Source organism: Actinoplanes sp. NPDC051405 (genome assembly GCF_055586185.1).
In genome coordinates this window covers 18520-44342 of the sequence record NZ_JBVJIR010000031.1, presented here as the reverse complement: position 1 = coordinate 44342, position 25823 = coordinate 18520, and the positions used below count along the sequence as shown (strand labels likewise).

Annotated in this window: 22 protein-coding genes; 6 read left to right on the top strand and 16 right to left on the bottom strand. The window is 71.7% G+C overall.

All coding sequences use genetic code 11. The features are described 5' to 3' along the window. Positions 1–102: 102 nt before the first annotated feature. The 3 genes from purM to ACZ6S4_RS42115 form a co-directional block, all read right to left on the bottom strand. On the bottom strand, positions 103–1254 hold the full coding sequence (gene purM / locus ACZ6S4_RS42125) for a phosphoribosylformylglycinamidine cyclo-ligase (RefSeq protein WP_360546958.1): 1152 nt from the start codon (positions 1252–1254) through the stop codon (positions 103–105). A 98-nt stretch (positions 1255–1352) separates the two neighbouring features. Further along, on the bottom strand, positions 1353–2963 hold the full coding sequence (gene purF / locus ACZ6S4_RS42120) for an amidophosphoribosyltransferase (RefSeq protein WP_433723614.1): 1611 nt from the start codon (positions 2961–2963) through the stop codon (positions 1353–1355). A 77-nt stretch (positions 2964–3040) separates the two neighbouring features. Then, the gene (locus tag ACZ6S4_RS42115) at positions 3041–3403 is read right to left on the bottom strand and encodes a sterol carrier family protein (protein WP_360819974.1); all 363 of its coding nucleotides are present in this window, start codon (positions 3401–3403) and stop codon (positions 3041–3043) included. A gap of 161 nt (positions 3404–3564) precedes the next feature. Here ACZ6S4_RS42115 and ACZ6S4_RS42110 point away from each other — a divergent pair, with 161 nt between their 5' ends. Continuing rightward, positions 3565–5676, top strand: coding sequence for a carboxypeptidase-like regulatory domain-containing protein (locus ACZ6S4_RS42110; protein WP_465480253.1), 2112 nt, complete (start codon positions 3565–3567; stop codon positions 5674–5676). A 53-nt stretch (positions 5677–5729) separates the two neighbouring features. On the opposite strand, the gene ACZ6S4_RS42105 is transcribed toward ACZ6S4_RS42110, so the two are convergent. Then, on the bottom strand, positions 5730–6596 hold the full coding sequence (locus ACZ6S4_RS42105; protein ID WP_465480252.1) for a LysR family transcriptional regulator: 867 nt from the start codon (positions 6594–6596) through the stop codon (positions 5730–5732). A gap of 70 nt (positions 6597–6666) precedes the next feature. On the opposite strand from ACZ6S4_RS42105, the gene ACZ6S4_RS42100 reads away from it, so the two are divergent. Beyond that, positions 6667–7551 (top strand): NAD(P)H-binding protein, encoded by an 885-nt coding sequence (locus tag ACZ6S4_RS42100; RefSeq protein ID WP_465480251.1) that lies wholly within the window; start codon positions 6667–6669, stop codon positions 7549–7551. A gap of 3 nt (positions 7552–7554) precedes the next feature. On the opposite strand, the gene ACZ6S4_RS42095 is transcribed toward ACZ6S4_RS42100, so the two are convergent. From ACZ6S4_RS42095 to purS, 4 genes are all read right to left on the bottom strand, one after another. Further along, positions 7555–8145, bottom strand: a complete 591-nt coding sequence (locus ACZ6S4_RS42095; RefSeq protein ID WP_465480250.1) for an HAD family hydrolase — start codon at positions 8143–8145, stop codon at positions 7555–7557. A 101-nt stretch (positions 8146–8246) separates the two neighbouring features. Then, positions 8247–10934, bottom strand: coding sequence for a phosphoribosylformylglycinamidine synthase subunit PurL (gene purL / locus ACZ6S4_RS42090; protein WP_465480249.1), 2688 nt, complete (start codon positions 10932–10934; stop codon positions 8247–8249). Next, complete coding sequence (gene purQ / locus ACZ6S4_RS42085; protein WP_465480248.1) at positions 10931–11644, bottom strand: phosphoribosylformylglycinamidine synthase subunit PurQ; 714 nt, start codon at positions 11642–11644, stop codon at positions 10931–10933. Before purQ ends, purL begins: the two co-directional genes overlap by 4 nt. Beyond that, entirely contained in the window at positions 11641–11907 is a 267-nt protein-coding gene (purS, locus tag ACZ6S4_RS42080) for a phosphoribosylformylglycinamidine synthase subunit PurS (RefSeq protein ID WP_360546940.1), read from the bottom strand. The genes purQ and purS overlap by 4 nt, the downstream gene beginning before the upstream one ends. Positions 11908–12229: 322 nt before the next feature. On the opposite strand from purS, the gene ACZ6S4_RS42075 reads away from it, so the two are divergent. Then, positions 12230–12913, top strand: a complete 684-nt coding sequence (locus tag ACZ6S4_RS42075; RefSeq protein ID WP_465480247.1) for a S1 family peptidase — start codon at positions 12230–12232, stop codon at positions 12911–12913. A 60-nt stretch (positions 12914–12973) separates the two neighbouring features. Here ACZ6S4_RS42075 and purB read toward each other — a convergent pair whose 3' ends face one another. From purB to ACZ6S4_RS42060, 3 genes are read right to left on the bottom strand one after another with little or no spacing between them, the layout of a single operon-like run. Beyond that, positions 12974–14392 carry an adenylosuccinate lyase gene (gene purB, locus ACZ6S4_RS42070; RefSeq protein WP_465480246.1) on the bottom strand — a complete coding sequence of 473 codons (1419 nt, stop codon included), beginning with the start codon at positions 14390–14392 and terminating at the stop codon, positions 12974–12976. Continuing rightward, a complete protein-coding gene (locus tag ACZ6S4_RS42065; RefSeq protein WP_465480245.1) occupies positions 14389–15708 on the bottom strand; it encodes an MFS transporter in 1320 nt (439 codons plus the stop codon). Before ACZ6S4_RS42065 ends, purB begins: the two co-directional genes overlap by 4 nt. Beyond that, positions 15705–16247, bottom strand: a complete 543-nt coding sequence (locus ACZ6S4_RS42060) for an ArsR/SmtB family transcription factor (protein WP_465480244.1) — start codon at positions 16245–16247, stop codon at positions 15705–15707. Before ACZ6S4_RS42060 ends, ACZ6S4_RS42065 begins: the two co-directional genes overlap by 4 nt. Positions 16248–16377: 130 nt before the next feature. Between ACZ6S4_RS42060 and ACZ6S4_RS42055 the strand changes: the two genes are divergently transcribed. After that, on the top strand, positions 16378–16830 hold the full coding sequence (locus ACZ6S4_RS42055; RefSeq protein WP_360831425.1) for an SCP2 sterol-binding domain-containing protein: 453 nt from the start codon (positions 16378–16380) through the stop codon (positions 16828–16830). A gap of 67 nt (positions 16831–16897) precedes the next feature. Here ACZ6S4_RS42055 and ACZ6S4_RS42050 read toward each other — a convergent pair whose 3' ends face one another. The 5 genes from ACZ6S4_RS42050 to purD all read right to left on the bottom strand — a co-directional run bounded on the left by ACZ6S4_RS42050 (position 16898) and on the right by purD (position 22079). Further along, positions 16898–17548, bottom strand: a complete 651-nt coding sequence (locus ACZ6S4_RS42050) for a response regulator transcription factor (protein ID WP_465480243.1) — start codon at positions 17546–17548, stop codon at positions 16898–16900. Then, positions 17545–18897: a sensor histidine kinase gene (locus ACZ6S4_RS42045; RefSeq protein WP_465480242.1), complete on the bottom strand. Its 1353-nt coding sequence runs from the start codon at positions 18895–18897 to the stop codon at positions 17545–17547. The genes ACZ6S4_RS42050 and ACZ6S4_RS42045 overlap by 4 nt, the downstream gene beginning before the upstream one ends. Before the next feature lie 31 nt (positions 18898–18928). Next, positions 18929–19729, bottom strand: coding sequence for an ABC transporter permease subunit (locus ACZ6S4_RS42040; protein WP_465480241.1), 801 nt, complete (start codon positions 19727–19729; stop codon positions 18929–18931). Beyond that, a complete protein-coding gene (locus ACZ6S4_RS42035; protein ID WP_465480240.1) occupies positions 19726–20463 on the bottom strand; it encodes an ABC transporter ATP-binding protein in 738 nt (245 codons plus the stop codon). The genes ACZ6S4_RS42040 and ACZ6S4_RS42035 overlap by 4 nt, the downstream gene beginning before the upstream one ends. 374 nt (positions 20464–20837) lie before the next feature. Then, positions 20838–22079, bottom strand: a complete 1242-nt coding sequence (purD, locus tag ACZ6S4_RS42030; RefSeq protein ID WP_465480239.1) for a phosphoribosylamine--glycine ligase — start codon at positions 22077–22079, stop codon at positions 20838–20840. Between the two features lie 185 nt (positions 22080–22264). On the opposite strand from purD, the gene ACZ6S4_RS42025 reads away from it, so the two are divergent. Together ACZ6S4_RS42025 and ACZ6S4_RS42020 are read left to right on the top strand one after the other, a co-directional pair. Continuing rightward, complete coding sequence (locus tag ACZ6S4_RS42025) at positions 22265–23557, top strand: adenylosuccinate synthase (protein WP_433723578.1); 1293 nt, start codon at positions 22265–22267, stop codon at positions 23555–23557. Positions 23558–23560: 3 nt separating this feature from the next. After that, the gene (locus ACZ6S4_RS42020) at positions 23561–24529 is read left to right on the top strand and encodes a diacylglycerol kinase family protein (protein WP_465480238.1); all 969 of its coding nucleotides are present in this window, start codon (positions 23561–23563) and stop codon (positions 24527–24529) included. Positions 24530–25823 lie beyond the last annotated feature (1294 nt).

Sequence of the window (25823 nt, the reverse complement as noted above, 5' to 3'; positions counted from 1 at the left end):
TGCCGACGTATCGACACACGCGGATCATTTCATACCAAGGGCGGGCCATACCCCACTCGCGGCAGATTGCCTCCACCGCGGCCGGGCCGGGCCCGGGCGGGCTCAGCCCCGGGTGTACTGGCCCATCATCTGCACCTGGCCGGTGCCCTCGATGATCTCGCCGACCTGCCACGCCTCGACACCGCGACCGGTCAGGTAGGCCATCGCCCGGTCGGCGTCGTCGGCCGAGACGACCGCGAACATGCCCACGCCCATGTTGAACGTGGCCTCCATCTCGACGTCCTCGATCCGGCCCTTGGCCTGGATCAGATCGAAGATCGACTGCGGGCGCCACGACGAACGGTCCACGACCGCGTCGACGTGCTCCGGCAGGACCCGGACCAGGTTGCCCGGGATGCCACCGCCGGTGACGTGCGAGAACGCGCGGACGTCGGTCTCCTCGATCAGGCCGAGGCAGTCCTTGGCGTAGATCTTGGTCGGGGTCAGCAGCTCTTCGCCGAGGGTGCGCTGCTTGCCGAAATCCTCCACCACCGTGTCCAGCCGCATCCGGCCGGCGCCCAGCAGCACGTGCCGCACCAGCGAGTAGCCGTTGGAGTGCAGGCCCGACGAGCGCATCGCGATGACCGCGTCACCGATCTCGACCCGGTGCGCGCCGAGGATCTCGCTTTCCTCGACCACGCCGACACCGGTCGCCGAGACGTCGTACTCGTCCGGGCGCAGCACACCCGGGTGCTCGGCGGTCTCGCCACCGAGCAGGGCACAACCGGCGTACCGGCAGCCGTCCGCGATGCCCGCGCCGATCTCGGCCACCTTGTCCGGCACGACCTCGCCGCAGGCGATGTAGTCGAGCAGGAACAGCGGCTCGGCGCCGCAGGCCACCAGGTCGTCGACGACCATGGCGACCAGGTCGATGCCGATCGTGTCGTGGATGTCGAGCTGCTGGGCGATGACCAGCTTGGTGCCGACGCCGTCCGTGGACGAGGCCAGGATCGGGCTCTTGTACTTCTGGGTGTTGAGCTTGAAGAGGCCCGCGAAGCCGCCCAGGTCGCCCATGACCTCGGGACGGGTGGTCTTCTTGACCTTCGACTTCAGCAGTTCCACCGCGCGCTCGCCGGCGTGGATGGAGACCCCGGCGTCCGCATACGTCACCGTGCGCTTGCGGCCGGGCCGGCCGGCACCCGCCGACCACGGCTGGTGGTCGGCGCCTTCAGCGCCGTTGGATCCGGCACTGTTGCGCTCGGACACGTGCGTCACGGTTCTCCCCTTAGTGCGCGGCTCCCCGCGCGGTTGCAGCTGACGGTGCCGCTGACTACGACTGTTGTGGTGATGCTGAGGTTCCAGCGGTCCTGCGGTTACGGGCGACGCAGGGCGTCGACGCCGCCCGGGCTCCCCACCAGGGGTTCCGCGGATTCCCGCTCACCCTCGGCGTACTGCTCGTCCTCATACTCCCGCTCCAGACCGGCCACCGCAGCATTGGTGGCCTGGACAGTGGTGACAGGCAGCGCGGCCCGCTTGCCCACACCCTCGAGCACGTGCTTGCCGATCAGATGACCGGCCGGCAGCTCGATCGGGTACTGACCATCGAAACAGGCCATGCACAGGCGTGTCTTCGGCTGCTCGGTCGCCTGCACCAGACCGTCCAGCGAAACGTAACCGAGCGAGTCGGCGCCGATCGAGCGGCGGATGCCGTCGATCTCCAGGCCGTTGGCGATCAGCTCGGCGCGGGTGGCGAAGTCGATGCCGTAGAAACACGGCCACTTCACCGGCGGCGAGGAGATGCGGACGTGCACCTCGAGGGCGCCGGCCTCGCGCAGCATCCGGATCTGGGCCCGCTGGGTGTTGCCCCGCACGATCGAGTCGTCGATCACCACGATCCGCTTGCCCCGCACGACCTCGCGCAGCGGGTTGAGCTTGAGCCGGATGCCGAGCTGGCGGATGGTCTGCGAGGGCTGGATGAAGGTGCGGCCGACGTAGGCGTTCTTCATGAAGCCGGCGCTGTACGGGATGCCGGAGGCCTCGGCGTAGCCGATCGCGGCCGGGATGCCGGACTCCGGGACGCCGATGACCAGGTCGGCCTCGACCGGATGCTCCTTGGCGAGCTTGCGGCCCACCTCGACGCGCGCCGAGTAGATGTTGCGGCCGGCGATCGTGGTGTCCGGCCGGGCAAGGTAGACGTACTCGAAGAGGCAGCCCTTCGGCTCCGGCGCGGCGAACCGGGTGGAGCGCAGGCCGTGCTCGTCGATCGCGATGATCTCGCCGGGCTCCACCTCGCGGACGAAGCTGGCCCCGACGATGTCGAGGGCGGCGGTCTCGCTGGCCACGGCCCAACCGCGCTCCATCCGGCCGAGCACCAGCGGGCGTACGCCCTGGGCGTCGCGGGCGGCGTACAGGGTGCTCTCGTCCATGAAGACGAAGCTGAACGCGCCCCGCAGCCGCGGGAGCACCTCGAGCGCCGCGGCCTCGACCGACAGGTCGGGGCGACTGGCCAGCAGGGTCGTCACCAGCGCGGTGTCGGAGGTGCCCATGTCGGCCTCGAGACCGCGCTCGGCGACCTCACGGGCGAGCTCGGAGGTGTTGACCAGGTTGCCGTTGTGGGCCAGCGCGATGGTCGTGCCCGCGGTGGTGGCCCGGATGGTCGGCTGGGCGTTCTCCCAGTTCGAGCCGCCGGTGGTCGAGTAGCGGGTGTGGCCGATGGCCAGGTGCCCGCGCAGGCTCGCCAGGGTGGGCTCGTCGAAGACCTGCGAGACCAGGCCGAGGTCCTTGTAGACCACCACGCCCGAGCCGTCACTGACGGCGATGCCCGCGGCTTCCTGCCCTCGGTGCTGCAGTGCGAAGAGCCCGAAATAGGTGAGTTTCGCGACCTCTTCCTCCGGGGCCCAGACACCGAAGACGCCGCAGGCATCCTGGGGTCCGCGGTCCTGGGGGTCGAGATCGTCGGTCAACCGGCCGTCGCCTCGGGGCACGCGCTTGCTCCCTCATGCTGATCTGCTGGACTTGCTGGTCTGTTCCGACGGCCCAGTGTACGCGAGACGGAGACCACTCAACTCGGGTGCACAGGGAGGTACGGAGTGAGATCTGTGCGTATCCCGCTGGCCCGTACCCGTCCCGAGGCCACCGCGTCGGCCCAGGTCAGCCGCCCGGTGGCGACCAGCAGCCAGGTCATCGGATCGGTCTCCACCACATTGGGCGGTGTGCCGCGGGTGTGCCGCGGCCCGGCGACACACTGAATCGCACCGAAAGGTGGAATACGGACCTCCACCGATCGGCCCGGCGCGGTCCGCGCCAGCTCGCTCAGGAGCGCGCGCACGGCGTCACGCAGCACCGCTCGCTCCGGTTCGGCGCCTCGGTCCAGCGCGTCCAGCGCGGCGCCGACGGACTCGGATTTATTGTGCGCAGGAGACACGTCGGGACAATACGACCCCGGATTAAACGAGAACCCGGCGGCCCTGGGTCGCGCAGAGGACCTACGACAGGGCATAGTGGCCGACGGTGTGTACTCGTCGCGGGATCCATAGGGCATTTCGAAGGCAGCCCGAGGCCCGTGCGACCCGGAAGGCGGTGGACGTGACAACGCACCTACGAGCCAGGGCTCTCCAGGCCGGTGCGTTCCTGGCGCTGGTCGGTGGCGTCCTCGTCGCCGCACCTTCAGCCGCCCGGGCCGACAACCCGACGGTATCCGTCGTAAGTCTGCGGCCCGCGGACATCACGTCCGGTGGCACGACCACCATCGGTTACCGGATCGAGAACAACCCCGGCGACACCAACGTCAGCGTGCAGGTCAGCGGCGACGGCTTGCGGTGCGATCCGGGCTGCACCTTCGAGGAGGAGGTGACGGTCGGCGCGCCGAGAACGTTCTCGACCAAGCTGATCGCCGGCAACGTCGCCCCGGGTGAAACCAAGAAGATCACAGTCACCGTCACGGCGACCGTCAAGGGTGTCAGCGACAGTGACAGCAGAGAGGTCACCGTGCGCGGCCCGGACAAGCCGCAGACGGTGCGTCAGGTCAGCGGCCGGGTCAAGGACCAGGACGGCAAGGCCGTCTCCGGCGCGCTGGTCGGCCTGCGCGACAGCCAGGGCCACCAGTACCAGACCAACACCAACGGTGACGGTGGCTATTCGTTCACGTCATCGGACAGCAAGCCCATCTCCGTGGGGGCCATGGCGGTCGGTGCCACCAAGGACGGCTACGAGCTCACCTCGAAGAACGCCCAGGGTGCGGCCGGCAAGTCGATCACCGTGCCGCTGACGCTCAAGTCGAAGACGGCGCCGACGCCTTCCAGCCCGTCCCCCTCGCCCAGCGTCACCACCGAACCGGCCGACGAGGCCACCGACGAGGCTTCCGAGCCGGCGACCGACGAGTCCGCGGGTGTCCTCGACGCCGCGCCCAAGTCCGGATCCGACGAGGGTTCCGGGTCGCTGCTGTTCATCATCCTCGGCGGCCTGCTGGTGGCGGCCGGTATCGGCGCGATCGTGCTGGTGCTGATGCGCCGCAAGTCCAACGAGGACCCCGACGAACTGGACGGCGCGGCAGCCGGCGGCGCGGTCCCGGCCGCGGCCGGACGGTACGGCGGCGCCGACGAGACCCGCCTCGCGGCTCCGGTGGGTGGCCGGGTCAGCGACGCCACGATGATCGCGCCCCGCTCGGGCGCACCGTCCATGGCGGACGCCCCGACGATGATCCACCAGGCAGCCCCGCCGGTCGACGAGTTCCCGGACCCCTACGGTGCGCCGATGCCCCAGGGCGGCGGATACAACGCACCCGGTGGCTGGGGCACAGCCGGTGCCGCGGGCGCGGCCGGTGCGGCCGGCGCCTACGGTGCCGCGCAGGCTGCTCCGGGGTACGGCGCCGCCAACCAGTACGGCGGCGCGCCGGCTCCGGCCCAGCAGGGTGGCTACGCCGACCAGGACGACCACGGGTACGCCGGCAACGGCTACGGCCCGGGTCAGCCCGCGGGCTACGCCGACCAGGCCGGCTACGACGAGGCCGGTTACGGCGCCCAGGGTGGTGGCTACGAGCCGCCCGCCCAGCGCTACGACGAGCCGACCGGCATGTACAGGCCCGAACCGGCAGGTGGCTACCCGGCGGAGGCCGGCTACGGCGACCAGGGCGGTTACGGCGGCGCGGAGCCGGGTTACGGCCCGAACGCGGGCTACCCGCAGGGCGCCGACGAGTACGCCGACCCGGGTCACGCGGCGCCTTACCAGGGCGGCAACGGCTACCAGGGTGGCTCCTACGGTGCCGCTGCTGAGCCCCCTGACCCGGCAGGCTACGGCGGCTGGGGTGGCGCGGCCGGCGGGATCGACAGTGGCAACGCGTACGGTCCGCCCGCTGGTGGTGGCACCTATGGTGGCGCTCAGGGCGGTGGCACGTACGGCGGTGCGGCCGGCGGCGCCTACGGAGCTCCGGCTCCGGCGGGTGGCGGCGGATACGGCGGCGACCCGGGTTACGACCCGCGGGCGACGTACGGCCGGCCGGAAGGCTACGAGCAGCCGGGCGCCGGCCGGGGCCAGCAGCCGCCGCAGGGTGGCTACGGCGACCAGGCCGGTTACGCCGGTGGCGCTGCTGCCGACCAGACCGGTTACTACGGTCCGGAGCAGGGTGGCCGGCACGGCGGGCCGCCGCGGGACGCCGGCCGTCCCGGTCAGCGCCGGCCGAACGAGTGGACCGAGGACTGACGCACCACAGCATCGCAACGAGAAGGCCGGCCCGTTCCGACGGGCCGGTCTTCTTACGTGACGGTGGCCGCGACCTCAACGGCGGCACGGACGAAAGCAGCCACGGCCGGCGAGTGCGACTCCGGTAACCACGCGACGGCCAGCGTGACCGGCAGCAGGTCGTCGACTCTGCGATAGACCAGGCCGGGTCGGGGATGGCGCCGGGCGACCGAGCGCGGCGGGAACCACACGATGCTGCCCAGCTCGACCAGGTTGAAGATCTGCGCGAGGTCCAGCCCCGCCCCGCTCACCTCGGCCGGCGGTCTCGTGAAGCCGCCACGGTCGGCCGGTGACCCGTCCGGGAGCTTCCGGCCGGCGAGGTCGGTCAGGGCCAGCGACGGCCGGGTGGCCAGCGGATCGGTGGCGGCCAGGGCGACGAGGCGCGGCTCGGTCAGCAGTGGCTCGACGTCGAGGTCCGGGTCCAGATACGGCGCGAGCAGCAGCGCTACATCGGCCCGCCCGTCGCGTACGGCTGGGGCCTGCTCCCAGGGACCGCCCAGCACCAGCTCCACCGGAAGCGCGGCCGCCTCCCGCTGATAGGCGGCCAGGATCTGCGGCAGCAGGCCGGAGTCGTAGTCGGCCTTGAACGCGAGCCGCAGCCCCGGTGTGACGCGACCGGCGTGCCGGGCTCGCCGGCCGGCGGCAGTCACCGCGTCGAGCACCGTACGGGCATCGCGAAGCAGCACCTCCCCGGCCGCAGTCAGGGCGACCTGCCGCGTCGTCCGCTCCAGCAGCCGCACGTCGAGCTGGCGTTCCAGCTCGCGGATGGCCCGGGACAGCGGCGGTTGGGCCATGCCCAGACGCTCGGCTGCCCGCCCGAAGTGCAGCTCCTCGGCCACCGCGACGAAGTACCGGAGTTGTCGCACCTCCAGCTCATTCATATCAGTAGAGTATCAATGGAGACCGGATCGGTCCTTCAGCCGCGGGGCCCAGCGGCGTTCACTGAATCTCATGATCGTTGTGACAGCACCCACGGGCCACATCGGCCACCAGGTCGTGCGGAACCTGCTCGACCGGGACGCCCCGGTCCGAGTCATCGCCCGGGACCCGTCCCGGTTACCCGCGGAGATCCGGGACCGCCTGGACGTCGTACCCGGATCGCATGCGGACGCCGACGTCGTGGCGAAGGCCTTCGCCGGCGCCGACGCGGTCTTCTGGCTGGTCCCGCCGGACCCGCGGGCCGGCAGCGTGACCGCCGCCTATGTGGACTTCACCCGGCCGGCGTGCGACGCCTTCACCAGCCAGGGGGTTGGGCGCGTGGTCGGCGTCTCCGCCCTCGGCCGCGGGACAGCGGTGGCCGGGCACGCCGGACTGGTCACCGCGTCGCTGGCGATGGACGACCTGATCGCCGGTACGGGCGTGAGCTACCGCGCGCTGACGATGCCCTCGTTCATGGACAACGTCCTGCGGCAGGTCGACGCCCTCAGGAACCGGGGCGTGTTCGTCGCACCGATCGCCGGCGACCGCAAGTTCCCCTCCTGCGCCACCCGGGACATCGCCGCGGTCGCCACCGACCTGCTGCTCGACGACTCCTGGAGCGGTCCGGGCAGCGTGCCGGTGCTCGGCCCCGAGGACCTGTCGTACGACGACATGGCCGCCATCATGTCCGAGGTCCTGGCCCGCCCGATCCGGTTCCAGCGCATCTCCGGGCAGGACCTGCGGGCCGGCCTGCTCGGGCGCGGGATGTCCGAGCCGATGGCGCAGGCCACGCTGGAGATGTGGCAGGCCAAGGACGCCGGCCTGGACAACGCCGAGCCCCGTACCCCGCAGGCCACCACGCCGACCACCTTCCGGCAGTGGTGCGAGGACGTGCTGCGGCCGGCCGTCCTGGGCTGACGCTCAGCGCTCCCAGGGCGGCGGAACCCGTACGGCGGCCATGCCCGCCGCCGTGGCCGCCTGGATGCCGAGGTCGGTGTCCTCGAAGACGAGGCAGTCGCCGGGCGGCACCCGCAGCAGCTCGGCGGCCAGCAGGAACGCCCCCGGGTCGGGCTTGGCCCGCGGGTAGTCACCGGCGCAGACCAGCACGTCGAACTTCTCCAGCAGGCCCAGCGCGCTGAGCGAGGCGGTGACGGACTCGCGGGTGCTGCCGGACACCACCGCGAACGGAATCCGCCGGTACGCCTCGTCGATGTGCTCCAGCACCCCGGGCACGGCGCTCACGGTCGGCAGCAGCTCCTGGAAGAGAACCTCCCGGCGGGCGGCAACGACTTCGACCGGCATGCTCAGGCCCTGCTGTTCGTTCAGGTCGGCGATGATCTCGGCGACGGGTCGCCCGCCCCAGGCGTAGAAGAGGTCCTCGGGCAGCACCGCGCCCCACTCCTTCAGCGCCTGTTGCCAGGCGAGGTAGTGCACAGGCATGGAGTCCGCGATGGTCCCGTCGCAGTCGAACAGGTAGGCCCGGAAGTCGCCGGCCGGCAGGGGTAGCAGCACCGCAGCAGGATATAGAGCCGGTCACGACAGCGCGCCACGTCCGGGCGGGTGCCCAGCCGTGGCGCGCTGATCGTTGCTCTGTGCGGCGGTTGCCCGCGTTGTCAGGCCTTGGACTCCGGCTCGGCGTCGATCGGACCGCCTGCCTCCGTCGCGTCCGTGTCGGAACGGCTCGGCAGGTCGGCGACCTCGTCGGCCGGACCGGATGCCGGGTGGGCGGGCTCACTGATCTCCAGCGTGACCGACGGTCCCGTGCCCCGGTCGTCCCCGGCCGCAGTGTCGTCCGCGGCCGGCTGCGCCGGCTCGGCCTGCTCTTTTGCGGAAAGCTCGGCGGCTTCCACCACGGCGGCGATCTGCCGGGTGACGCCCTCGGCCGGTCCGCCGAAGAGGTTGCGCATCGTGGCGGTGAAAGCCGCCCGCAACTCGTCGAGCCCGACGGTGAACTGGTCGTGGATGTCGAGGACCGGCTCCTCCGCGGTGACGCCGATCTGCACGCAGGAGACGTTGTGCTCCGCGGCCAGCGCCACGAAGGCCTTGTCGTGCCCGCGAGGCACCGCGACCAGCGCACGTCCGGCCGACTCGCTGAACAGCCAGACGAACGGCGTGACGGTCGTGTCGTGCTCCGGCAGCTTGATCCGCGCGCCGACGTTGCGCCGCAGGCAGGACTCGACCAGCACCTGGGCCAGACCGCCGTCGGAGAGGTCGTGCGCCGCGACGATGTGCTCGCGATCCGAGGCCTGCGCCATCAGCCGGCCCAGCGCCTGCTCGTGCGCCAGGTCCACCTTCGGCGGGCGGCCGCCCAGGTGGCCGTGGGTGACCCACGCCCACTCGGAGCCGGACAGCTCGCACTCGGTGTCGCCGAGCAGGAAGAGCAGGTCGCCGTCAGCGGTCGGCGGCGGCGGGAAGCCCATCGGGGTGCGGCGGGCGACGTCGTTGAGGATGCCGAGCACACCGACCACCGGGGTCGGGTGGATCGCGGCGGCCCCGGTCTGGTTGTAGAAGCTGACGTTGCCGCCGGTGACCGGGATGCCGAGCTGCTGGCAGCCGTCCGCCAGGCCGCGGACGGCCTCGGCGAACTGCCACATGACGGCCGGGTCTTCGGGGGAACCGAAGTTCAGGCAGTCGGTGACGGCGATCGGCTCGGCGCCGGTGACGGCGACATTGCGGTACGCCTCAGCCAGCGCGAGCCGGGCACCCTCGTACGGGTCGAGCCGCGTGTAGCGGCCGTTGCCGTCCACCGACAGCGCCACGCCGAGCCCGGTGCGCTCGTCGATGCGCAGCACGCCGGCGTCCTCGGGCTGGGCGAGCACGGTGTTGCCGAGCACGTACCGGTCGTACTGCTCGGTGACCCAGCTCTTGTCGCACAGGTTCGGCGACGCGATCATGCGCAGCAGCGTCTCGCGCAGCTCGTCCGGGGTGGACGGACGCGGCAGCGTCTCGGCCCGGTCGGCCTGCAGCAGGATCAGGTCGGCGGGCTCGCGGATCGGCCGGGCGTAGACCGGGCCGTCGTCGGCGAGCGAGCCGGGCGGCACGTCCACCACGATGTGGTCGTTCCAGCTGATCACCAGTCGGCCGGGCTGGCCGTCGGTCTGGCTGGGGGTGACCTCGCCGATGTTGGTGGCCCAGACGCCCCACTTCTCGGCGACCTTGAGCACCTCGTCGAGCTTCTCCGGCGCGACGATCAGCAGCATCCGCTCCTGCGACTCGCTGGCCAGGATCTCGGTCGGCGACATCGAGGCCTCGCGCAGCGGCACCCGCTCGAGGTAGACCCGCATGCCGGTGCCGGCCGCCGCCGCGGTCTCGGTGAGCGCGCAGGTCAGGCCCGCGCCGCCGAGGTCCTGGATGCCGACGACCAGGCCCGCGTCGTACAGCTCGAGGCAGCTCTCGATCAGCAGCTTCTCCATGAAGGGGTCGCCGACCTGCACCGACGGACGGCGCTGCTCGGCGCCCTCGTCGAAGGTCGCCGAGGCGAGCACGGAGACGCCGCCGATGCCGTCGCGCCCGGTGCGGGCGCCGAGCAGCACGACGACGTTGCCGACGCCGGCCGCTTCCTTGCGCTGCAGGCGCTCGACCGGCATGACGCCGATGCTCAGCGCGTTGATCAGCGGGTTGCCCTGGTAGCAGGGGTCGAAGACGATCTCGCCGCCGATGTTGGGCAGGCCCAGGCAGTTGCCGTAGCCGCCGATGCCGGCGACCACGCCGGGCAGCACCCGCGCGGTGTCCGGGTGGTCCGCGGCGCCGAAGCGCAGCGGGTCCATCACCGCGATCGGGCGGGCACCCATGGCGAGGATGTCGCGGACGATGCCGCCGACGCCGGTGGCCGCTCCCTGGTACGGCTCCACGAAGCTCGGGTGGTTGTGCGATTCGACCTTGAAGGTGACGGCGATCTCGTCGGAGATCTGCACGACACCCGCGTTCTCCCCGATACCCGCCAGCATCCTGGTGTTCTTCGGGGCCTTCTCGCCGAACTGGCGCAGGTGCACCTTGCTCGACTTGTAGGAGCAGTGCTCGCTCCACATGATCGAATACATCGCCAGCTCGGACGCGGTCGGACGACGGCCGAGGATCTGCCGGATCCGGTCGTACTCGTCGTCCTTGAGGCCGAGCTCGGTGTGCGGCTGGAGTTCGTCGCCGGTGTTGAGCGCCCGCTCGACGGTGTCCGGTCCCCCGTCGAACTGGTTGATCAGCACGTCGGTGGCGGCGAACCCGGTCGGCTTGGCACTGGCCGGCTGCTGCGGCACCTCCGGCGGCGCTGTCGCGCCGCTGGTCGCCGTGTCGTGCTGGGTGGTCATCGCTGGGCTCCCCCTGTGAGCTGCCCGCCCGCGGCCGACCCGGCCAGGTACCGCAGGGCAGAGGTGAAGAAGCCGAGGCCGTCGAGCGACGGACCGGTCAGCGCCTCCACCGCGTGTTCCGGGTGCGGCATGATGCCGACCACGTTGCCGGCCGCGTTGGTGATCGCGGCGATGTCGCGCTGCGAGCCGTTCGGGTTGCCGCGCGTGTAGCGGGCGACGATCCGGCCCTCGGCCTCGAGCTCGTCCAGGGTGCGCTCGTCCGCGACGAAACAGCCCTCGCCGTTCTTCACCGGGATCAGGATCTCACTGCCCTCGGTGAAGCCGTTGGTCCAGGCCGTCGACGTGCTGGTGACGCGCAGGTGCTGGTCGCGGTTGCGGAAGTGCAGGTGCTGGTTGCGGGTGAGCGCGCCGGGCAGCAGGTGGGCCTCGCAGAGGATCTGGAAGCCGTTGCAGATGCCGAGCACCGGCAGGCCGCCGCGGGCGGCGTCGGCGATGGTCTCCATGACCGGGGCGAACCGGGCGATCGCGCCGCAGCGCAGGGCGTCGCCGTAGGAGAAGCCGCCGGGCAGGACCACGGCGTCGACGCCGTGCAGGTCCGGGTCGCCGTGCCAGAGACGGACGGCCTCGGCGCCGGCGATGCGCGCGGCGCGGGCCGCGTCACCGTCGTCGAGTGAACCAGGGAAGGTGACGACTCCGATCCGCATGGTCACGCGCTCTCGAGAGCGGCGTCACCGGCAGGCTCGTCGACCCGGATCGAGAAGTCCTCGATGACCGGGTTGGCGAGCAGCTTGTCGGCGATCTCGCGGGCCGTCTCGAGGTCGGGTTCACCGTCGAACTCGATCTCGATGCGGCGCCCGATGCGTACGGAGGAGATGGAACTGACCCCGAGCCGTGGCAGCGCGTTGGCGACTGCCTGGCCCTGCGGATCGAGGATCTCCGGCTTGAGCATGACGTCGACGACGACGCGAGCCACGGGCACTCCTGACTGTGTAGGTGCGCAGTTGGGTGGCCCTCTAAGGGGCGAGCGGCCAAAGCCTACCTTGTACGACTCCCGATCGACCCATCGGCCGGTGTCGGCAGGCCGACGCGAGGGCCGCTGAGCAGCGAATCTCGACCGTGATCTCCGCCACGACAAGATCACCCAAAGGTGTCGCCGGCTCACCGTACGCGACCACCCCCATCACACGGTGATAGGTGTCAATTGGAGTCTTGTCCACCGGTGGCGCAGGTCATAGCGTTCAGTCGATCAAGTTCGATGCATCCCCCCATCGACAGACCTTCGGAAGGAGCCCGGCGTGCGCATCCGCATCGTCGTTGCCTCTCTGGCCACCGCCCTGACCGGCATCCTGGCCGCCCCCGCCGCCGCCAGTGCCGTCGAGCCCGGACCGGACCTCATCATCGGCGGCAGCACCGTCGCGTCGGCGCCCTGGGCCGCCGCGGTGCTCAGCAACGGCAGTTTCACCTGCTCCGGCACGATCATCTCGGCCAACTACGTGCTGACCGCCCGGCACTGCATCAACGGCACGATGTCGGTGCGGATCGGCAGCGTGAACCGGACCTCCGGCGGAGTCACCCGTACGGTGAGCTCCACCACCACCCGCAACGACCTGGCCCTGATGCGGCTGAGCAGCTCCGTCTCCACCACCTACATGCCGCTGTCCAGCGCGTACCCGCCGGTGGGCTCGACCAACTCGCTCTACGGCTGGGGCCAGACCTGCTACAGCGGCTGCGGCGCCTCGACGACGCTGAAGACCGCCACGGTCCGGGTCACCTCGACCAACCAGACCGACGCGTACGGCGGCCGGGCGATCGGCTCCACCGCGATCAACGGCAACGCGTGGCGCGGCGACTCCGGCGGCCCGCAGGTCTACAACGGCGCGCAGGTCGGCGTCGCCTCGACGGCGGACGGCCAGAGCCGGCAGTACTACGGCAGCGTCGCCTACAACCGGGCGTGGATCACCTCGGTCGCGGGCGTCTGAGAATTCCGTCGGGGGGCGGTGAGACCAGCTCCGCCGCCCCCTGACGGCATCACGTACCTGCTACAGAATCGCCGCCGGCGTGTACTTGGCCGCCTCCGGGTGCTGCGCCACGATCGCGGCCACCCGTTCCGCCACCGCCCGGACCTGGGCCGGAGCCGCACCCACGAAGGCCGCACGGTCCCCCACCAGGGCGTCGATCTCGGCCCGCGACAGCTGCAGGCGACCGTCAGCCACCAGCCGGTCGAAGAGGTCGTTCTCCGCGATGCCCTCCCGCATCGCCAGTGCCACCGCCACCGCGTGCTCCTTGATGACCTCGTGCGCCACCTCCCGGCCGACGCCCTTGCGCACGGCGGCGACCAGCAGCTTGGTGGTGGTGAGGAACGGCAGGAAGCGGTCCAGCTCACGGGCGATGACCGCCGGGTACGCGCCGAACTCCTCGAGCACGGTCAGGAACGTCTGGAACAGGCCGTCGGTGGCGAAGAACGCGTCCGGCAGGGCCACCCGGCGCACGACCGAGCAGGAGACGTCGCCCTCGTTCCACTGGTCGCCGGCCAGCTCCCCGACCATCGACAGGTAACCGCGGACGATCACCGCCAGGCCGTTGACCCGCTCCGACGAACGCGTGTTCATCTTGTGCGGCATCGCCGACGAGCCGACCTGGCCGGCCTTGAAACCCTCGGTGACCAGCTCCTGGCCGACCATCAGGCGGATCGTGGTGGCCAGCGACGACGGCGCCGCCACCACCTGGGCCAGCGCGGACACCACGTCGAAATCGAGCGACCGCGGGTAGACCTGGCCAACGCTGGTCAGCACCCGTTCGAAGCCGAGATGCGCGGCGACCTTGCGCTCCAGCTCGGCCAGCTTCTCCGCGTCGCCGTCGAGCAGATCGAGCTGGTCGGCGGCGGTACCGACCGGACCCTTGATGCCGCGCAGGGGATAACGGCGGAGCAGATCGTCCAGGCGCTCGTACGCGATCAGCAGCTCCTCGGCCGTACTCGCGAACCGCTTGCCCAGCGTGGTCGCCTGGGCCGCGACGTTGTGCGACCGGCCGGTGAGCACGAGGTCGCTGTGTTCCAGGGCGCGCTCGGTGAGCCGGGCCAGCGTGGTGACGATCCGGCTGCGCACCAGCTCCAGCGAGGCCCGGATCTGCAACTGCTCCACGTTCTCGGTGAGATCACGCGAGGTCATGCCCTTGTGGATGTGCTCATGCCCGGCGAGCGCGCTGAACTCCTCGATGCGGGCCTTCACGTCGTGCCGGGTGACCCGCTCCCGCGCCGCGATGCTCGCGAGATCAACATCGTCGACCACTGCCTCGTACGCCTCGACGACCCCGTCCGGAAGCGCGACGCCGAGATCGCGCTGGGCCCGCAGGACCGCGAGCCACAGCCGGCGCTCCATCCGGATCTTCTCCTCCGGCGACCAGAGGTCGACGAGGTCGGCGGACGCGTAGCGGCTGGCGAGGACGTTCGGGATGCTCACCTCGCCGATTCTTCCATGGCGGCCGCGGCGGGCTCCGGGCTCGTCGGCCGGTGGTGCCGCAGGTTACGCACGTCCCGGCTCGCCAGCATGCCGGCGACCGCGAGGCCGATCAGGGCGGCCGCGCCGACCAGCGCCGGCTCGACGCCGACGGCCCCGGCGATCGGCCCGGCCAGGACCTGACCGACGGGGATCGCGACATAGGACCCGACCATGTCGTACGAGTAGACGCGCGCGAGTTTGTCAGCGGGGGTGTGCTCCTGCATCGTCGTCTCCCACGCCACGGAGAACTGCTCGATGCCGACACCGGTGAGGAACGCCGCCGCCAGCAGCAGCCCCAGATGCGGGGCGACGCCGAGGGTGAGCATGGGCAGAACCTCGAAGACGGTGCAGACGACGCCGAACAGCAGCAGCCGGGCCACGTTGATCCGCATGGCGACGACGGCGCCGAGCACCATGCCGACGGTCTGCGCGGCCAGCACAAACCCCCAGGCGCGGCGGCCGACGGTGTCGTCGGCGACCACCGGTCCGAGGACGGACATGCCGCCGCTGAGGCAGGCGTTGATCACGCCGAAGCCGGCAACCACCACCCACAGCCAGGTCCGGCTGCGGAACTCCGTCCAGCCGTCCCGCAGATCCGCGAAGATGCTGTTCCGGGCCGGTGCGGCGGCCTCCTTCGGCGCCTGGGCCGGCTGCCGACCGGCGCCGCCCTCCGCGGGCGAGGCCTGCTCGGGCGCGGGCGCTGGGATTCGGAGCAACGCGAAGGCGATCGCCGACAGGGCGAACGCCACCGCGTCCACCGCGATCCCCCATCCCGGCCCGACGCTCGCCACGAGGATCCCGCCCAGCGGCGCGCCGGCGATGTAGGCGCCGTTGAAGAACAGCCGGTTCAGCGCGTTCGCCTGCTGGCGGATGTCCGCCGGGATGAGCTGCGGCACGATCGACGACGAGGCCGGCAGGGCCAGCGCGCTCACCATGCCGTTGGCCGCGGACAGGACGATCAGCCACAGGATCGTCGCCGCGCCGGAGAGCACCAGCGCGGCCACCGCCGCCTGAGTGACGGCTGCCGCGATGCTGGCGCCCACCATCAGGTGATGTTTCGGCATCCGGTCGGCCAGCGCCCCGCCGAACAGCACGAACAGCACGTTGACGGACACCCGCGTGCCGACGACCAGGCCCAGATCACTGGGCGAGCCGGTCAGGTCCAGCACGGCGAAGGCCAGAGCGACCGGCGCGATGGCGTTGCCGAACGAGTTGATCGTGCGGCCCGCGAGCAGGAAACGGAACGGGGCATGGCGCAGCGGCACGAGGGCGCTCACGGCTCCTCCATGCGGAACATCGCGATGGTCGTGCTGGTGCGGACGGTGCCGGGGGTGCGCGGCGCCTTGGCCGCGTCGTGCAGGTCGCGGCTGGCCCGGGCGACGCGGTCGCGGATCTCGGCGAAGACCTGCGGGTCCACCCAGAGCTCGGCATCGGTCATCGACCCGCCGACCGACCAGTCGGCCTCGGCCGTGCGGCGGACCAGCTCGTCGGCGACGGCCGCGAACAGCGCGCGCTGGGTGTCGGCGTGATGCGGGCCGACCATGGTTTCGCGCTCACGCTCGCGGTCGCGGTCGGCGTCGTACCGGTAGCGCTTGGCGACGCCGCCCCGGATGCGCTCCTCGCCGGCCTGCGCGATCAGGCCGGCATTGAGCAGATTCCGCAGGTGGTAGCTGGCGTTGGCGTGGGTGAGACCGAGCTCGCGAGCGACATCGGCGGCGGTGAGCGACGAACCGGTGAGCAGCGACAACATCCGCAGTCGGACCGGATGGGCCATGGCCCGCAGCCGGGCCTGACGACGCGCATCTCCCAAAGACATGTTGGGGAGTCTAGGAGAGACGGGGCTCACTGTCCAACAGACGTTGGGGGGTTGAGACACTGCAGGACTACGCGGTTATCGCTAGGGTTACTCGCGAGTAGGTCTGGCGCTCATCCCGAAAGGTCCACCGATGACTGAATTCAGCCCCGAGTCTCTCGCCACGATCGGCCCGAAGGAGTTCGCGCAGCTCGTCAAGTCCACCCCGGACTCGAAGATCGCCGAGGTCATGGGCTCCGAGAGCCGCACCAAGATCCTGGACGAGGTGTTCAACCGGATGCCGACGCTGTTCCGCGCGGACCGGGCCGGCGCGACCCAGGCCGTCATCCACTGGAGCATCACGGGCGGCCCCGGTGGCAGCACGGACACCTACGAGACCGTGATCGAGAACGGTGCCTGCACCGTCACCAACCAGCCGGTCCGCGAGCCCAAGCTGGCGATGACGATGGACCCGGTGACCTTCCTCAAGGTGGTCTCCGGCGACGGCAACCCGATGATGATGTTCATGACCGGCAAGATCAAGGCGAAGGGTGACCTCGGCCTGGCGGCCCAGGTCGCCAAGCTCTTCGACATCCCGAAGAACTGATCTCACCTGCTGGCCCGCCCCGCCGAGACCTGTCTCGGCGGGGCGTCCTTGCTTCACCGGTACGCGGTCACGAGCTCAAGTAGCGCAGCACCGCGAGCACACGCCGGTTGTCGGCCTCGCCGGGCGGCAGTCCCAGCTTGTCGAAGATGCCCGCGACGTGCTTCTCCACGGTCCCGCCGGTGACCACGAGCGCGTCGGCGATGCCGGCGTTCGAACGGCCCTCCGCCATCAGCGCCAGCACGTGCCGCTCCCGCGCGGTGAGCGCCGCCAGACCGTCGGCCCGGCGGCTGGCCCGCAGCAGCTGGCCGACGACCTCGGGGTCGAGCGCCGTCCCGCCCGCGGCGACACGTTCCAGCGCGTCGGCGAACTCGGCGACGTCGGCCACCCGTTCCTTCAGCAGATATCCGGCGCCCGCCGCGTTGCCTTCCAGCAGCCGGGCCGTGTACTTGGTCTCGATGTACTGCGACAGCACCAGCACCCCGGTCCGCGGGTGCCGGCGGCGGATCTCGAGCGCGGCGCGCAAACCCTCGTCGGTGTGCGTCGGCGGCATCCGGATGTCGGCCACCACGACGTCCGGCTGATGCTCGGCCACCGCGTCGAGCAGCGCCCCGCCGTCGCCCACGGCCGCGCAGACCTGATGGCCGCGGTCCTCGATCAGCCGGGCGAGCCCGGCCCGGAACAGGACCGAGTCCTCGGCGATCACGATCCGCGCCTTCATGCGTGCAACGGAAGCTCGACGGTGATCATGGTCGGGCCGCCGGGTGGGCTCACGATCGTGAGGCGGCCGTCCACCACGGCAACCCGCTGCGCCAGTCCGGCCAGGCCGCTGCCCCGGGCCGGGTCAGCGCCGCCCGTACCGTCGTCGGCGACGCTGAGCAGCAGCACGTCGTGCTGCCCGGCCGCCCGGACCGCCAGCTTGCCGGCCAAGCTGTGCTTGGCCGCATTGGCCAGCAGCTCGGCGGCGCAGAAGTACGCGATGGTCTCGATCGCGGGGGAGGGCCGGACCGGGATGCTGACCTCCAGCTCGACCGGGATCGCCCGGTCGGCGGTCAGCGAGGCGAGGGCGTCGGCCAGCCCGTTGTCGAGCACCGGCGGATGGATGCCGCGCACCAGACCGCGCAGCTCGCCGAGCGCGTCCTTGGCGCCCCGCAGCGCGGCGTCGACCAGCTCACGGGCGGCCGCGGCGTCCGGGACCGGGCCGTTGTCGCCGAGCTTCTCCCGGGCCATGCCGAGGTTCATGGCCAGCGTGGCCAGCCGGATCTGCGCGCCGTCGTGCAGATCCCGTTCGAGCCGCCGCAGCAGGGCGGCGGAGTCGTCCACGGCGAGCGCCCGGCTCAGCTCCAGGTCGTGGACCCGCTGGGCCAGCCGCCCAGGTCCGAGCAACCCTCGGATCAGCCAGGCGTCGACGGCGGTGACGGCCCGGGTGACCCACGGGGCGGCCAGCAGCATCGCCGCTCCGGCAGCGGCGGCGGCGAACGTGCCGAGGAGAGTCGTGACTTGGAACGTGCCGTCACCGAACAGACCGAACGGAGTGAGCACCGGCACCGGGCTGAGCTGGACCCCCGGTGGATGGTTGCGGAACGCCCCCCACAGCAGCGGGTAGCTCAGGTTGACCAGGCCGCCGATCCAGAAGAACACGGCGTACAGCTCGATCAGGCCGACCGGCAGCTTGGCCAGCTGGTACGCCACGACCCGCCAGCCGGCGCCGTCGCGAAGGCCCGGGCCGGGCCAGTTCCGGCCGCCGGGGCGCCGCCGCACCGGCGGCGGCGGCGCGACCTGCACCTTGAGCAGCCGGCCCGCGAGCTTGCGCTGCAACGAACCGAGCCTGCGAGCCGCTCCCGTCGACACCAGCAGTACGAGCAGCAGTCCCACGCAGAGGCCGGCGATGGCCATCTGGGCCGGGGTCGGATTGCCCCGGCCGCCGTCGGCCGCCAACCAGATCAGGTCCACGGCGAGCACGAAGAACACCAGCGGGTTGAGCGCGGCGAACGGCAACCCGGCCAGGCAGAACAACAGCTCACGACCCTGACGCCGGGTGAACGGGGCCACCACCACGGTCATGCCCATGCCGCCATCCTCCTCTCTTCCCGCCTGCGGCCTACGCGTCCCGCCGGGCCAGCAGCCAGCCGCCGATCGCCAGCGCGATCGCGGCGTACAGGGCGAGCATGCCGAGGCCGGCCCACGCGGACAGAAAGTCCGGACAGGACGCCGCGTCGGTGCCACAGGTCACCGGCTTGGTCGTGCTCAGCGAGTTGGCCAGGATCAGAATCGGCATGTACGGCGCCGCACCGTGCGCGATGAACCCGATGACCTGCACGACCACGTACACGCCGGCCACCAGGACCCCGACCGCGGCCGCACTGTGCCGGATGATCGCGCCCAGCCCCAGGCCGAGCAACCCGACCAGGCAGGACGCGGCCCCGGTGAGCACGACCGCCCGCAGCACGCCGGGATCGGCCAGCGTGGGTGCGGTGAGGCCGTGACGCAGGGTGCCGGCGGCGGCGAAGAACGCGATGAACGAAGCCAGTTCCCCGATGACCAGGGTCACGGCCCCGAACACGGCTGCCTTCGCCGCGAGGACCAGCGGACGCCGCGGAACGGCGGCCAGCGTGACCCGGATCGTCCCCGAGCTGTACTCGCCGGTCATGGTCAGTACGCCGAGCGCACCGGCCAGCAGCAGGCCGGGGACCACGCCGGCCAGCGCGTTGTTGGTCAGATCCACGGAGGCGTCCCGGCTGTTCAGACCCACAGCGACGCCGATCCCGACAGTTGCGGCAACCGTGATGGCCAGCGTCCACCACGTGGAACGCAGGCTGCGCAACTTGATCCATTCCATCCGGGCCACCTGCACCGGCCCGTAACGGCCGCTCGGCACACGGGTCATCGCGGGCGTGGTCATGCTGTCGCCTCCGTCGTCGTGATCCCCTGGTATTCGACCTCTGTGCTGGTGAGCCGGAAGAACGCGTCCTCCAGCGACGCCGAACCGGCCGACAGCTCGGCGACGGTCGTGTCCGCGAGCAGTCGCCCCCGGCCGATCACCACCAGCCGCTCGGCGGTCAACGCCATCTCGCTGATCAGGTGGCTGGAGACAAAAACGGTGCGGCCCTGCGCGGCCAGCGACTTCAGCAGGTCACGGATCCAGCGGACCCCCTCGGGATCCAGCCCGTTGACCGGCTCGTCCAGCAGCAGGACGGCCGGATCGCCCAGCAGCGCCGCGGCAACACCCAGGCGCTGCCCCATGCCGAGGGAGAACTTCCCGGCCCGCCGCCCGGCCGCGCTGCTCAGGCCGACCAGGTCGAGCACTTCGTCGACCCGGGACCGCGGGATCGCATTGCCGGCGGCCAGCGCCAGCAGGTGATTACGGGCGGTGCGGCCGGGGTGGAACGCCTTGGCTTCGAGCAGCGCGCCGACCTCGCGGAGCGGCCAGCGCAGCTCGCGGTAGCGGCGGCCACCGATCCGCGCCTGGCCGGCATCGGGCCGGTCCAGCCCGAGGATCAACCGCATGGTGGTGGACTTGCCCGACCCGTTGGGGCCGAGGAAACCGGTGACACTGCCGGGCCGCACGTCGAAGGTGAGCGCGTCGACCGCGAGCGTGCGGCCATATCGCCTGGTGAGATTCCGGGCCTCTATCATCCGAACTCCTTCCGTAGTGGGTGCCTACGGAAAGTCACGCTATGCATCCGGCCGCTCGAAAAGGACCCGGCTGACGGCCGTCTTCCGCTGGGGGATATCCCCCAGGTCGGGGCTTCGGCCCAGGTAGGCGGCCCCGGCGCCGCGGGTAGCGGCCCCGGCGCCGCGGGTAGCGGCCCCGGCGCCGCGGGTAGCGGCCCGGCGCCGCGGGTAGCGGCCCCGGCGCCGCGGGTAGCGGCCCGGCGCCGCAGGTAGCGGCCCGGCGCCGCAGGTAGCGGCCCGGCGCCGCGGGCCCAGCAGGGCGGCCCGGCGCCGCGGGCCGCAGGCGGGCGAGCCGGCACTGCGGGCCGCAGGCGGGCGAGCCGGCCGCCGCTGGGTCAGGCGGTGATGCGGCCCTCGACGGCGCCCAGGGCGATGTCCGTCCGGTGGTGCGAACCCTCCAGCGTGATGCCCTCCACCAGCGCATAAGCCGCCGCCCGGGCCGCGGCCAGATCCGCCCCGGTAGCAGTCGCGCTGAGCACCCGCCCACCGGCCGACACCAGCGCACCGTCCTCCCGGCGGGCCGTACCGGCATGGATCACACCCGGCTGCTCGCCCCCGGTGATCACGTCGCCGGTGCGGGGTGTGCCGGGATAGTTGTGGCTGGCCACGACGACCGTCACCGCCGCGCCCTCGTGCCAGCGCAGCGCCGGGAAGTCGGCCAGCGTGCCAGCGGCCGCCGCGTGCAGCAGCTCGCCCAGCGGCGTAGCCAGCAGAGCCAGCACCACCTGCGTCTCCGGGTCGCCGAAACGCGCGTTGAACTCGATGACCTTCGGGCCCTTGCCGGTCAGCGCCAGCCCTACATAGAGCAGCCCGGCGAACGGCGTGCCCCGCTCACGCATCTCGGCCAGCGTCGGCATGACGGTCTCGGCCATCACCCGCTCGACCAGGTCGTCCGGCGCCCAGGACAGCGGCGCGTACGCACCCATGCCGCCCGTGTTCGGCCCCGCGTCGCCGTCGAGGGCGCGCTTGAAGTCCTGGGCCGGCATCAGCGGCACCGCGGCTGTGCCGTCGGTCACCACGAACAGCGACACCTCGGGCCCGTCGAGGAACTCCTCGATGACCACCCGGCCGCAGTCGCGCGCGTGCTCCTCGGCGACGGTGCGGTCGTCGGTCACCACCACGCCCTTGCCCGCGGCGAGACCGTCGTTCTTCACCACGTACGGCGGGCCGAAGTCGTCGAGGGCGGCCGCCACCTCGGCGTCGGTGGTGCACTCGTAAGACCGGCCGGTGGGCACGCCGGCGGCGGCCATCACGTCCTTGGCGAACGCCTTCGAGCCCTCCAGCCGGGCCGCTGCCCCGCTCGGGCCGAAGCAGGCGATGCCCTTGGCCCGCACAGCGTCGGCCACGCCCGCCACCAGCGGCGCCTCGGGGCCGATCACCACCAGGTCGGCGGCGACCTCGACAGCGAGGGCGGCCACCGCGGCCGGGTCGGTGGCGGTGACGTCACGCAGCTCGGCGACCGCGGCGATGCCGGGGTTGCCGGGGGCAGCGATCAGTCGCTCCACCGAGGGGTCCGCGGCCAGGCCGACGGCAAGGGCGTGCTCGCGGCCGCCGGATCCGATCAGAAGTACACGCACGCCGCAGATCCTACGGGCCAGCGTTGATCTCCCGCGCGCTCGTCCACAAGTCCACAAAGCACCGATATCGTCCTGTGGACAACGCTGTGGATAACTGGCGGGCGGCGGATCGCCGCGTCGCGTAAACTTCGGCAGTACCCGGGCCTCTCCGCGTACGACGTGTGTCAACGGAAGGCGTCAGTCAAGTGCCGGTGATCGTGTTGGTCGGCGCCCAGTGGGGCGACGAGGGCAAGGGCAAGGCCACGGACCTCCTGGGCGACCGGATCGACTACGTGGTCAAGTTCAACGGCGGTAACAACGCCGGCCACACCGTCGTGATCAAGGGCGAGAAATACGCCCTGCACCTGCTGCCCAGCGGCATCCTCACCCCCGGCGTCACCCCGGTGATCGGCAACGGCGTCGTGGTCGACCTGGCGGTGCTGTTCGAGGAGATCGACGGCCTGGAGGCGCGCGGCATCGACACCTCCCGCCTGCGGATCAGCGCGAACGCCCACGTCATCGCGTCGTACAACCGGACGCTGGACAAGGTGAGCGAGCGCTATCTGGGCGCCCGGCGGATCGGCACCACCGGCCGCGGCATCGGCCCGACGTACGCGGACAAGATGAACAGGCTCGGCGTCCGCATCCAGGACCTCTTCGACGAGTCGATCCTGCGCCAGAAGGTCGAAGCCGCCCTGAGCTTCAAGAACCAGGTGCTCTCGAAGATCTACAACCGCAGCGCGATCAAGCCCGACGAGGTCATCGCCGAGCTGCTCTCCTACACCGAGCGGCTCCGCCCGATGGTCGCCGACACCGCGCTGGAGCTCTCCCAGGCGCTGGACAACGGCAAGGTCGTGCTGTGCGAGGCCGGCCAGGCCACCCTGCTGGACGTCGACCACGGCACGTACCCGTTCGTCACCAGCTCCAACGCGACCGCCGGCGGCGCCTGCACCGGCTCGGGCATCCCGCCCACCCGGGTCGACCGGGTCGTCGCGGTGCTGAAGGCGTTCACCAGCCGGGTCGGCGAGGGCCCGTTCCCCACTGAGCTGCACGACGAGGTCGGCGACTATCTGCGTGAGGTCGGTCACGAGTACGGCACCACGACCGGCCGCCCCCGCCGCATCGGCTGGCTCGACCTGGTGATGGGCCGGTACGCCCAGCGGATCAACGGCGTGACCGACTTCGCCCTGACCAAACTGGACAATTACGACGGGCTGGACGAGATTCCGGTCTGCGTGGCGTACGACGTGAACGGGGTGCGGCACGACGAAATGCCGTACAGCCAGAGCGACTTCCACCACGCCACCCCGATCTACGAGACGCTGCCCGGCTGGAAGAAGGACATCAGCGGCGCCCGCAGCTTCGCCGAGCTGCCGGACAACGCCCAGCGCTTCGTCGAGTTCGTCGAGGAACGGATCGGCGCGCGGATCTCCGTGGTCGGCGTCGGCCCGGGCCGCGAGGAAGTCATCGAGCGGCACTCGGTGCTGAGCGAGGCCTGAGCCGTGTACGACGTCATCGTGCTCAGCCTGGCCGAGGGTGGCGGCTCGGCCGCGGGTGCCTGCGGTGCGGCGTGCGGCGGCTGCGGCTCCGCTGAGCAGGAGGTTTGCGACACTCCGCGCGTACCGGTGCTGAAGTGCGCCGATGCACTCACCGCAGCCGGCGCGCGGGTCGAGACCGTCACCGCATCCTCGGATGCGGAGATCGACGCGGTGATCGCCCGCTTCGACGCGCCCGCGCGGCCGGACGGCCTCTCCTGGCCCGACCAGGAGAGCAAGCTGCGGCTGGTCGTCGCGACCGCGACGGACGGCCAGCTCAGGGCGGTGATGCGCCGGCTGGTCCGGCGGTACGCGCCCCCGCCGAGCAAACGCCCCGCCGACCTCGCCCAGAACCGCACCGTGCCCGACCTGCCGCCGGTGGCGATCCTGCCGCTCGACCCGGCCAACAGCACCGACCTGGCCGCCCAGCTCGGCCTGCCCCGCGACCCGGCCGCAGTCGCCGCCGCGGTGCTCGGTGGCACGGTCCGCCGCCTTGATCTGCTGCGCAACGACGGCGGCTCGGTGACGGTGGACGGCGCGCTGGTCGGCGGCGCCGACGACGCCGGAAAGGCGGTGCCGTGGCGCGGTCGCATCGAGGTCGATGACGCTGTGCTCTCCGACGGCACCGACCAGATCATCGCCTGCGCGATCGGCAACGCGGGCGCCTACGCCGAGTTCGACGGCCTGCCGCTGCTCGGCACGCCGGACCCGACCGACGGCCGGGTCGAGGTCGCGGTGGCGGTCCCGGTGCTGGTCAAGCAGCTGTTCAAAAAGCCGAGGGTACGGGTTGAGGTGCGCCGGGCCCGGGGCCGAGCCGTGTCGGTCCTACCCCGCGACGGCGAGCTGCAGTTCCTCGACGACGGCGTGGCCGGGACGATGAACCGCAAACGCTCGTGGTGGACCGAGCCAGGCGCCTGGGCGGTGTACGCGGGATGACCCGTTGTGCGAGTCTGAACTAGCACTCAGGTACGAATCTTTGGAAATACGGGGAGGTCGCATCCGTGGAGGACGAGAACGCCGACCGCGTCTACGTCCCGGGTACGAACGGCACGCAACCCGACCGGGACGTCGAGCCGTTCTGGCCGCCGGAGGAGCTGAACGCTCCGGTGCACGGTGGCAAGCCGGTGCCCAGGGACGCACCGCAGGCATTCCCGCTCCCGCCGGCCCCACCGGTGACCGCCCCACCGGTGACTGCCCCGCCGGTGACTGCCCCGCAGCAGGGCGACCCGAGCGTCTACCGGCCGATGGACCGCGTGGTGACGCCACCGCCCGCGCCACCGATGTACCACCAGCAGTCGCCCCAGCCGCAGATCCCGCGGCCGGCGCCCGGTCCGGATGGCGGAGGGGCACAGCCCTGGCCGAACATCCCACCCCGCACGGGATCCACGGCGGCGGGGCACTTCTCCGCTTCTGCCCATGTTTCGCCGCCGCCGGCCACTTCGGACGCTGCGCCGCACGGTACGGGCAGCGCAGCACCGGTCTCCGGACCCACGCCCAGCGCGCCGCTCAGCGACGGACCGCGCCCCGACGGACCGTCGGCCACCGCCCACGGACCGGCCCTCAGCGCGCCGGTCAGCGGAGGGCCCCGGCCCGACGGGCCGTCGACGGCTCACGGGCCTGACCTGAGCGCACCGCTCGGTGGTGGACCGCGCCCGGACGGGCCGTCGGCGGCGGATTCGCCCTGGTCACAGCCGCCGCAGCGGCCGGCCCAGACCGACGGAGCTCCGATGCCCGGCCCCCGAAGCGGGACGGACGCATCCGGGGCGGTGCAGCGGAACGGTGCAGTGTCCAGCGCCGGTCCGGCGCACATCCCGACGGTGACGCCGCGGCAGAGCCCCGAGAATGTGGACGAACAGCACGCGGGAGCGGTCTACCGGCCCGGGCCAGTCGGCCCGCAGCCGGTTTCCGGACAAACCGCCGCCGGGGTCGGACAGACCGGCGCTGGGCAGGCCGACGACGCTCGGCAGAGCGGCGCGGCGCCTGTGTCGGTGCCGCCGAATCAGACCGGGCCCCAGCAGGGTGGCCCGCCTGCACCGCATCAGCCTGGCCCCCACCAGGCAGGACCAAATCGAACAGGTGCAGCCGTGCCCGGACCGAACCCACCCGGCCCCCAGCCCGGACCGCACCTGACAGGCCCAGCCGTGCCGACCCCCAACCATCCGGCCCCCAACCAGGCCGGCCCGCACCAACCCGGGCCCAACCAGGCCGGGCCGCACCAACCCGGGCCCAA